Source organism: Hymenobacter sp. (assembly GCF_035709525.1).
GTDB lineage: Bacteria > Bacteroidota > Bacteroidia > Cytophagales > Hymenobacteraceae > Hymenobacter.
Genome location: NZ_DASTEP010000232.1, coordinates 1 through 8764 on the forward strand (window position 1 = coordinate 1; position 8764 = coordinate 8764).

General features: G+C 65.7%; 8 protein-coding genes. 2 read left to right on the plus strand and 6 right to left on the minus strand.

Annotated features, from left to right (window positions below; translation table 11 throughout):
* Positions 1 to 129: 129 nt before the first annotated feature.
* Both VFO93_RS20285 and VFO93_RS20290 read right to left on the minus strand, forming a co-directional pair.
* Positions 130 to 540, minus strand: coding sequence for a VOC family protein (locus tag VFO93_RS20285; protein WP_325136220.1), 411 nt, complete (start codon positions 538 to 540; stop codon positions 130 to 132).
* A 154-nt stretch (positions 541 to 694) separates the two neighbouring features.
* Positions 695 to 2059: a M23 family metallopeptidase gene (locus VFO93_RS20290; RefSeq protein ID WP_325136221.1), complete on the minus strand. Its 1365-nt coding sequence runs from the start codon at positions 2057 to 2059 to the stop codon at positions 695 to 697.
* Positions 2060 to 2162: 103 nt separating this feature from the next.
* On the opposite strand from VFO93_RS20290, the gene VFO93_RS20295 reads away from it, so the two are divergent.
* A complete protein-coding gene (locus VFO93_RS20295; RefSeq protein ID WP_414653607.1) occupies positions 2163 to 3029 on the plus strand; it encodes a hydroxymethylglutaryl-CoA lyase in 867 nt (288 codons plus the stop codon).
* Positions 3030 to 3135: 106 nt separating this feature from the next.
* On the opposite strand, the gene VFO93_RS20300 is transcribed toward VFO93_RS20295, so the two are convergent.
* From VFO93_RS20300 to VFO93_RS20310, 3 genes are all read right to left on the minus strand, one after another.
* A complete protein-coding gene (locus VFO93_RS20300) occupies positions 3136 to 4233 on the minus strand; it encodes a hypothetical protein (RefSeq protein WP_325136222.1) in 1098 nt (365 codons plus the stop codon).
* Positions 4234 to 4296: 63 nt separating this feature from the next.
* Complete coding sequence (locus VFO93_RS20305; RefSeq protein ID WP_325136223.1) at positions 4297 to 5370, minus strand: OmpA family protein; 1074 nt, start codon at positions 5368 to 5370, stop codon at positions 4297 to 4299.
* A gap of 123 nt (positions 5371 to 5493) precedes the next feature.
* A complete protein-coding gene (locus VFO93_RS20310) occupies positions 5494 to 6396 on the minus strand; it encodes a hypothetical protein (RefSeq protein ID WP_325136224.1) in 903 nt (300 codons plus the stop codon).
* A gap of 208 nt (positions 6397 to 6604) precedes the next feature.
* Between VFO93_RS20310 and VFO93_RS20315 the strand changes: the two genes are divergently transcribed.
* Positions 6605 to 7873: an MFS transporter gene (locus tag VFO93_RS20315; protein ID WP_325136225.1), complete on the plus strand. Its 1269-nt coding sequence runs from the start codon at positions 6605 to 6607 to the stop codon at positions 7871 to 7873.
* 16 nt (positions 7874 to 7889) lie between these two features.
* Here the strand turns inward: VFO93_RS20315 and VFO93_RS20320 are convergent, their stop codons facing one another.
* Positions 7890 to 8705, minus strand: a complete 816-nt coding sequence (locus VFO93_RS20320; protein ID WP_325136226.1) for a polysaccharide deacetylase family protein — start codon at positions 8703 to 8705, stop codon at positions 7890 to 7892.
* Between the last annotated feature and the right edge of the window lie 59 nt (positions 8706 to 8764).

The following is an 8764-nucleotide window of genomic DNA, read 5'->3' on the forward strand; positions in this document are numbered from 1 at the left end:
GAGTCATGCTGAACGCGGTGAAGCATCTCTATCGCCTCGTTGTCAACCGTCCAACAAAGCGATAAGAGATGCTTCACCGCGTTCAGCATGACTCGTTCTTTCAAGGCCGTTAAGCGAAAAGCCAGGTTCTCAGAGAATCTGGCAGAACTCCAGGCGCTCGCCGTCTGGCCCCAGCATATTGAAGTAGCGGCAGCCTTTTTTCCAGAAATTGAGGAACATCGGCTGGGCTTCCACGATAGCAAAGCCTTCGCTTTTCAGCAGCGCGTAAGTTTCCTCGATGTCATCTACATCGAAGGCGATGTGGTCGATGCGCCCGTCCGAGCGCTGCCGCACGCGGCTCAGCTCCGGCTCGGGCATCTGATAAAGCTCGATGATGATGTCGCCGCGCTGCATCATGGCCACCTGGCCCCGGCCGCCTTCGTGGTCGAAGCCCGCCCGCATCACGGCCGCAAAGCCCAGCTTCTCATAAAAAGCCTGCGAAGCTGGCAGGTTGGTTATTGGCAGGCCAATGTGCTGTAGGCGGTTTATTTTCAGGGTCATGGCAGCGAAATGGAGGTGGGATGTAGCGGCGCATCTTTGCGCCTTGTCGTTGTTAAGCCCGGTCTGGTACGTAACCGCATCTCTGCTGGCGCACGAACTGAATAACGTAAGACGCAAAGATGCGCCGCACACCCAGCCTGAGTCAGGCACCCGGCTAAATCTTGGCCCAGCCTTCTTGCCCGGCCGGCCCGCGTAGCAGCGCGTAGCCGCTGGCCCGGCCCAGCACCGCTACTGGCGTGCGCGCCGGCCAGGCCGCCAGCGCGGCTGCCCCGGCCGAGGGCTGGATTTGAATCTCTGTTTCGGCAGGCAGCGCGAAGCGGCGTAGCGGCTGCGCCGCCGCCACGGCGCGGGCCGCCACGTAGCCCAGCCGGCCATCGGGGGCCTGCACGCGCAGGCGCTGGGCCTGCTGGCCCAGCACCCGCAGCGGCGTGGCAGCAGCCAGCGGCGCCCCGGCCAGGCCGGCAAAGGCTACGGCGGCCGGGTTTTTGCCCCGCGCCCGTACCCACTGGCTCAAGTAGTTGGGAGCGGAGGCGGGCAGGCCGGCCGGCACGGGGTCGGCTCGGTGCAGGAAAGGCCAGGGGTCGACGGCGCCGCGGCCGCTTTGGTAGATGCCGAAGTGCAGGTGCGGTACCGTGGTGCGGGCGTTGCCGGTGTTGCCGACCAGGCCCAGCACGTCGCCGGGGCGCACCTGCTGGCCGGGCTGCACCAGCTGGCGGTCGAGGTGGGCGTAGTAAAGGTGCTGGCCGGTAGTAGTTTCCGTCAGCCACACCACGCGGCCACCGATGGCGGTTTCGGCCACGCGGGTGATGGTGCCGGCCACCGCCGCCACGGCGGGCGTGCCGCGCGGCGCGAAGATGTCCACGCCCTCGTGCTGGCGCGCCCCGCCATCGCGCGCGGCCCCCCAAAAGCTGCCCACCGCCTGGTCGGTGCGGCCCTGCACCGGAAAGGTAGTGAGGCTGGGGCCGCGCCACAGCCGCAGCGTGTAGCGGCCGGCCGCCAGCAGCTCGGCCTGCACGCGCACGAGGTGCTGGCCGGCCTCGTCGGCGCGGTAGCTGTAGGCGAGCGTGCCGGCCGTGGTGGTGTCGGTAGCGGCCCACTTTAGCAGCGCGGGGCGCTGGCCGGGGACCAGGGCAAAGGCATCGACAAACACCCGCGGCGAGGTGGTGCCGGGCGGCAGCGTGAGCCGGATGTGCACCTGCTCGCCGGCCTTTACCGGGTAGCGGTAGCTGGCGGCGGTGGGCTGCTCGGCCCGGAAATAGCCGGTTTCCAGCACCGGCAGCGGCACTACCAGCGAATCGCGCAGGGCCTGCTCGGCGGCGGCCTGCCAGCGCTGGCCCAGGGCGGCCGTGCGCAGGCCGGCGCGGTCGAGGGCGCGGGCGTAGTCGTCGTGCGGGGTGGTTTTCTGGAAGAGCGCGCTCAGGGTCTGGGTTTTGCTGCAACTGCTGAAAAGCGCTAGCAGCGCGACCAACAGGCCGCCCGCCCGGCGGGCGCCGGGGGCGGCAGGGAACGAAAAAAGCATAGCCGCCCAACACCAGCCCCGGTGGGCAAGTTTCGTAGAGTGGCCGCGCTGGCGGGGCGGCCCTACGTATTTTTGACGCTTCATCGCCCTACCTTTCCCACCCGTGCCTACTTCGCCTATCATCCTCACCGAGTGCCCCCGCGATGCCATGCAGGGGCTGCCCGACTTCATCCCGACGGCCACCAAAACCGCCTACCTCCAGCAGTTGCTGGCCGTGGGCTTCGACGTGCTCGACTTCGGCTCGTTTGTGTCGCCCAGGGCCATTCCGCAGCTGCGCGACACGGCCGAAGTGCTGGCCGGCCTCGACCTCAGCCAGACCCAAACCAAGCTACTAGCCATCGTGGCCAACCTGCGCGGGGCCGAGCAGGCCGTCGGCTACCCCGAAATCAGCTACCTGGGCTTCCCGCTTTCGGTGAGCCCGACCTTCCAGCTCCGCAATACCAACCAGACGCCCGCCCAGGCCCGCGCCGACGTGGCCGCCATGCACGCCCTCTGCGAGCGCCACGGCAAAATGCTGGTCGTATACCTCTCGATGGGCTTCGGCAACCCCTACGGCGACCCGTGGAGCCCCGCCCTGGTAGCCGGCTTTACGGCCGAGCTGGCCGCGCTGGGCATCCGCATCGTGGCCCTTTCCGATACTGTAGGTACGGCTACGCCGGCACTCATTACGCCCTTATTCAAGGAGTTGGTTCCGGCCTTTCCGCAAATAGCCTTTGGGGCGCACCTGCACACCACACCTGCTACCTGGCAGGCCAACGTAGCGGCGGCCTACGAGGCCGGCTGCCGCCGCTTCGACAGCGCGCTGGGCGGCATCGGCGGCTGCCCCATGGCCGGCGATGCCCTCACGGGTAATCTGGCTACCGAGAATCTGGTGGGCTTTCTGGCCGGGCGCGGGGAGGCGTTGGGGCTGGATGCGGCGGCGTTTGAGCGGGCGCGGGCGCTGAGCTGGGAAGTGTTCGGTGTAGCGTAAGCTTTAGCTTGCGAGCGAGCGTAGCGAGCAGCGGCGTTTGCTGGCGTTTGCCTGACGCCGCTGCTCGCTGCGCTCGCTCGCAAGCTAAAGCTTACGCTACACTGACTTACGTCCCGCCCAGCGCCACGTACTCGGCCAGCAGCGTGAGCGAGTGCGCCGGGCATTCCCAATCAATCTGACTCAATTTCCAGCCGGCCAGCCAGCGCGTTTGGGGGTAATAATTGAGCAGCGGCGCGATGCAGAAATACAGCCCCCGGCTCTTCGCTTCCAATTCAAATAAGGTTAAGCCGGCCCCCAGCAGTGGCGGCGCTGGCGCGCCCAGGCGCCGCAAGGTGATGCCCAGCAACACTTTATCCATAATGTGCCGGCTCGCGGCCAGCAGCCCCGGCAGCTCGCGTAGCAGCGTGGCGCGGGCTTCGGCGAGCTGGGGCAAATCGGCCTCGGCCAGCAGGCGGCCCACGTGGTAGGCGATGAGCGGCGCGGTGGCGTAGTAGGCCGACACGTCGAGCGGGCGGCGGCGGTATTCGCCCGAGGCGATAACCCAGTTGATGAACGCTAGGCTGTCTTCGTCAAACTCATCGAGCGGCAAACCCGACCGCACCACCCACAGCAGGCCGTTGGATAAGGTGCTGGCGTCCATATCAATCGGCATCCGCTCGCCAAACCACGCCGAGTAGATTTTCTTTTTTCGAAAAGCCACCGGGCCGGTGCCGGCCCAGCCCTTCACGGTGTTGGCGTGGGCGCGCAGCTTGGTTTTGAGCCAGTGGTTTTGGGCAGCCGGGCGCGGATAAGCCAGGTAGGCGAGCGAGGTCGAATCGAGGTCGTCGGGCGCGGCGAAGTGGCGGCTGCGGTGCAGCAAGTAGCCGTGCGGAAAATGCTGCCCCGGCCGCGGCGGGTAAAAATTATACGTATCGAGCCCGCTCTTGCTTTGATATAATGGGTAAATAACTAGCGCCTTAGCGGCAATAGTATCGACCGTGGCCCGTGCTGCTACCGGCAGCTGGCCCTGTATTTCGCGCAGCGTAAACACGATGAGCGAAGTGAAGAAGCCGTTGGAGTCCTCGCGCTGGTAGCCCAGGGCCGTTTTCCAGCGCAAACTCGGAAACAGGCCCGCCGGGTGGTGCGGTGTGCCCGGCGATTGCAGCGCCGCGATGCGGGCCACGAGCTGGGCGAGGAGGGAAGCGCGGAGGTCGACGTCGGCCATGAGAGGCCGTAAAAATAAGGCCCGCCGTTGCGCGGATTTTGCAGTCCGCGCACCGGCGGGACGCTACGGCAGCTTTTCGACTTCTACGCGGCGGTTGCGCACGTCGGGCGAGGGGTGCAGCGGGCGCGTGTCGCCGTAGCCTGCGGCTTCGAGGCGGGCGGCGGGCACGCCGGCTTTCACCAGGTAGGCTTGCACGGCTTCGGCGCGCTGCTCGCTGAGCACCTGGTTTTTGCCGGGCTCGCCGAGGCGGTCGGTGTGGCCCGCGATGCGCAGGCGCAGGGCGGGCGCGGCCCGCAGGTCGGCGGCCAGCCGGTCGAGGGCCGGGCTGGCTTCGGGCAGCAGCTCGGCCGTGCCTTGCCTGAAAAGCACGGTGGGCAACACTACCGGCGCGGAGGCGGCGGGCGGCGCGGCAGCCACTGGGGGCGTGGCTTTCGCCGCGTCGGTGGGCGCGGGCGGCGGGGTGGGCGCGCGGCGCGGCGGGGTAGCTGGGGCCTTACCCGTAACGGTGATGGTAACGGGCGTTACAATCTTTTCGGCGCTGGGATAAAAGCCCTGGGTGAGGTAAAACGTAGTGGTTTTGCTAAGCTTGGTTTGGTAGATATTCCCTTCCGCAAGCGGTTTTTTGAGCTCGGCGTCGGCAAACCAGCGCACGTCGCGGCCCGACACGCGCAGGGCGCTCGCTGCGCCTGCCTTCACGGTGGCGGCCGACTTGAGCTTGACGCGGTAGAAGGTAAACGTGCCGTGGTCGCAGTCGCCCACCGGGCGGTAAGTAGCGTGGCCGGTCAGCTTTTCCAAGGCGGCGTCGTAGGTGAAGGCAATGATGCCGACGCACCAGTAGCTGCGGTAGCTGCCCCCGGTTTCGTTGAGCTTGCGCACATGCTTGAGCTGAAGCTTGGCGCTGCTGCGGGCACCTTCCATCTGAAACGTAACCGTAGTGCTAGGCTGGCTGCCGACTTCTTGATAAAGTACGCCGAACAGGTTGGCATCCTTGCCTTGCAGGCGCAGCACGGCCGGGTAGTAGCGCGGGTCGCCGGCATCAGTTTCGACACCTTGCCAGGCCCCGGCCAGGCGTTGGGCGTGCAGCGGCCCCGCTAGTAGCAGCAGGCTGCCCAGGCCATACCAGAAGCTTGATTTCATACTTAAGTAGGTAGGGTTTTTCTCACAAGGACGCCATCGGGCTTTCGGGTGTTGCGTATACTCCACTTAATGGAATTGAGCTACTGTAGTAACTAGCAGAGCAGTACTGCCAAGCCAAGGTGGCTACCTCATTTTGCCTGATGAATTGCTGGGTGGGCAGTATTGCCGCTGTAGCGCGGGTGCCTCGGCTACGCCAGCTGCGGCCGCCTGGGCCAAATCGGGGCAGCCCAGGGCGGGCAGGTGGCGCTGCTCGATAAAATATAAGGCTTTGAATAAATAGCCATAGGCAATATCTTCTTGCAGCCGCCGCACACTGTCTTGCGAAAAAATATCATGCCCAGCCCGGCGCTTTAGGTGGCGGAGTGCTTGAAGCATCTCAGTTTGCCGCTGGTTCCAGATGGTCGCGTATTGCTGGTCATCGCGTAGCAGCATGTAGGTATCGGCTAGCTCGCTATATACTTGCCAGCGAAGGCGATAGAGGGGCAGGGCGCGGCGTAGGTCACGGGCTGCGGCGAGGTAGTTGCCCTGTGCGCTGTAGAGGCTAGCGCGCCTACGGTAATAAGTGCCAACCTGCCCGTTGAGCGCTAAAGCCCGTGAGACAGAAGCCAGTGCCTGCGCAGAATCCTTTTGCAACGCCGCTAGCCACAGCCAGCCCAAGTCTAAATCAGGCCGCTTGTGCAGCAGCACTTGCAGGCGGTTTGCAGATAAGGCTCGCTGCTGCCCGGAAGCCAGCGGGCTAAAGAAAGGAATTTCGGCTATTTGATTGAGCAGGTCGGGCGATTCACGCAGCAGCTTTTGAGCTTCGGCCAGCGAGTAAATTTCGGACGCGGTGGCTGGCGCTGGCGGCAGCACGAAGTAGCGCCTAGGAGGATAACTGGCTGATTCAGCCTTCACCAGTGGGGCCAGAATAGTAAACTCTTCGGTCAGGCGAATAAGCGCGGTAGCCTGGGTGGTCGGCGGCGTGAGGACTGGGGCCTTGGCGCAGCCCGCTAGTAGCAGCCAACTTAGTGGCAGGTAGTGTTTCATGCAGCTAATGGCCACCATCCCTTGCGTAATTGCAACAAAAGAATGCTGGCCATGCCGGTAAAAATAAGTGCCGCTCGTTACCCCAGATGCGCCATGTTCTCAACGCTCAGCGCACTGGCTACCGCGCCTAGGCGCCAGGCTATTTAAGCACCACCGCCCAACTTTTGGCTTCGGCGGGTAGTTAGCCAAGACACCCTACCTGCCCGAAATGACCGAACTCAGTCCCGCCCGCCGCACCCGGCCCTACGTTATCGCGTGGGTTTGCTCGCTGCTTTTTTACTTTCTGGAATACGCCGTGCGCTCGGGCCCGGCCGTGATGCTGCCCGAGTTGGGCCAGGTATTTGGGGTGGGCACGGCCGGGGTGGGGGCCATTTTGGGCACCTACTACTACACCTACTCGGTGGCGGGGCTGGTGGCCGGCGTGGTCCTCGACCGCACGGGGGCCAAGTACGCGCTGCCGGCCGGCATTGCCCTAGTGGCGCTGGGCTGCGCGCTGTTTGCGGTGCCGGGCGCGGTGGCCGGCACCAGCGGCCGGCTGCTGCAAGGCGCGGGCTCGGCGTTTGCCTTCACGGGCTCGGTTTATTTGGCGTCGCGCGGGTTTCAGGCGCGGTCGCTGGCCACGGCCATCGGGGCCACGCAGTGCCTAGGTATGCTGGGCGGCGCGCTGGGGCAGTCGCTGGCCGGGCCGCTGGTGCACCAGGGCTTCGACGTGCGTTTCTACTGGCTCTTGATGGGCCTGGCCAACCTGGCCACCGGCGTGGCGCTGTACTTTATTACGCCCGACGATACTTCGGAGCAAGCTCAAAAGCCGGCCGCCCGCGCCGGGCTGCTGGCACCGTATAAGATTGTGTTCCGCAACCCGCAGTCGTACTTGTGCGGGCTGGTGGCGGGGCTGCTATTTGCGCCCACCACCATTTTTGCCATGAACTGGGGCGTGGCGGCCTTGCAGCAAGACAAGCAGCTGAGCTACGCCGCCGCCGCCTGGGCCTGCTCGATGGTGCCGCTGGGCTGGGTAGTGGGCTGCCCGCTGCTGGGCTGGCTCGCCGACCGCCTGGGCCGCCGCAAGCCCGCCCTGCTGCTCGGGGCGGTGGGCATGGGGCTGGTGGGCTTGCAGCAGTTGTACTTGCCGGCGCTGCTGCCGCTTTACCTCAGTTTGCTGCTATTCGGCGTGGCCTCGGGCGCGGCCATGATTCCGTATTCCATCATCAAGGAAGCCAACCCCGACGAGGTGAAGGGCAGCGCCACCGGGGCCATGAACTTCCTCACGTTTGGCGTGTCGGCGCTGCTGGGGCCGCTGTTTGCGCGCTTCTACGGCCAAAGCCTGGGCCACGCGCCCGACCCGGCGGCGCACTTTCAGGCGGGCGGGCTGTTTTGGGTGGCGTGCACCAGCGTGGCTATTCTGACCAGCCTGCTGCTGCGCGAAACGGGCGCGGCCGCGAAGCAGCAGCAGGTGGCGGGGCGGGCGCAGGTAGCGTAGCTCGCAATGACAGACTTTATTTCCCAGCTGCGGCCACTTGCTGCACCGCCCGCACGCGCTCGGCCACTTCCACCATCGGCGCTACCCAGATGTCCTTTTCGTGCGCTTTCAAATAACGCAGTAACTGCCGGTGCGCGGCCAAATCCACGTTGAGCGCGTGGCCCCCGCCCACGCCGTGAAACAGGAATACCAGCAGCGTGTGCGTCTGCTGGGCTTTCTTCACCAGGTCAAGCATATACTGGGCCGGCTGCCCGTTGATGGAGTAGCAAGCCACATTGTCGAGCTGCACCTGGGCGGCTGTGGGCAGACTGCCCGTGACGCCGCGGGCGGCCACGAAGTCGCTTTTTAGCTGGTCGTAAAAATTCACGCCCCCAATCTGCCGGTCGCCGCAGGGGTAGGCGAAGGTGCGGGCGGTTTTGCCATCGATGGCCTGGAGCAGCGTGTTGGTGGCCCGAATCTCGGCCACGGCGCGGCGCACGGTGTATTTGCTCAGGTCGTTGTCGGGCGTCACGAAGCTGCGGCCGGGCAGGGTGCCGTCGCAGGGGTGCATCAGGGCGTGGTTGCCGAGTTCGTGGCCGCGCTGGGCGGCGCGGCGCCACTCGGGCAGCCGCTTGGCCACCACCGCTGACGAGCCAATGAGGTAAAACGTGCCCCGCAGCCCCAGCGAATCGAGCGCTGGCAGGGCGTTGTCGAGGTCGGCGTCGATGGCGTCGTCGTAGGTCAGTACCACGGCGCACTGCTTGCCGTTCCAGGGGCTGGCGGTGGTTTGGGCGCGGGCGGCGGGGGCGGCGAGCAGGAGCGGCGCGGCGAGCAGGTGGGGGAGGAGGCGCATGGGGGCAAACTTAGCTTTAAAGTGGCTCGCCTCGCGTGAACCTCACCCCCTAGTCCCCC

Excerpts from the sequence above, each read along its gene's own strand:
- VFO93_RS20285 (WP_325136220.1), bottom strand. The coding sequence starts at position 540 with ATGACCCTGAAAATAAACCGCCTACAGCACATTGGCCTGCCAATAACC.
- VFO93_RS20290 (WP_325136221.1), bottom strand. The coding sequence starts at position 2,059 with ATGCTTTTTTCGTTCCCTGCCGCCCCCGGCGCCCGCCGGGCGGGCGGC.
- VFO93_RS20300 (WP_325136222.1), bottom strand. The coding sequence starts at position 4,233 with ATGGCCGACGTCGACCTCCGCGCTTCCCTCCTCGCCCAGCTCGTGGCC.
- VFO93_RS20305 (WP_325136223.1), bottom strand. The coding sequence starts at position 5,370 with ATGAAATCAAGCTTCTGGTATGGCCTGGGCAGCCTGCTGCTACTAGCG.
- VFO93_RS20310 (WP_325136224.1), bottom strand. The coding sequence starts at position 6,396 with ATGAAACACTACCTGCCACTAAGTTGGCTGCTACTAGCGGGCTGCGCC.
- VFO93_RS20315 (WP_325136225.1), top strand. The coding sequence starts at position 6,605 with ATGACCGAACTCAGTCCCGCCCGCCGCACCCGGCCCTACGTTATCGCG.
- VFO93_RS20320 (WP_325136226.1), bottom strand. The coding sequence starts at position 8,705 with ATGCGCCTCCTCCCCCACCTGCTCGCCGCGCCGCTCCTGCTCGCCGCC.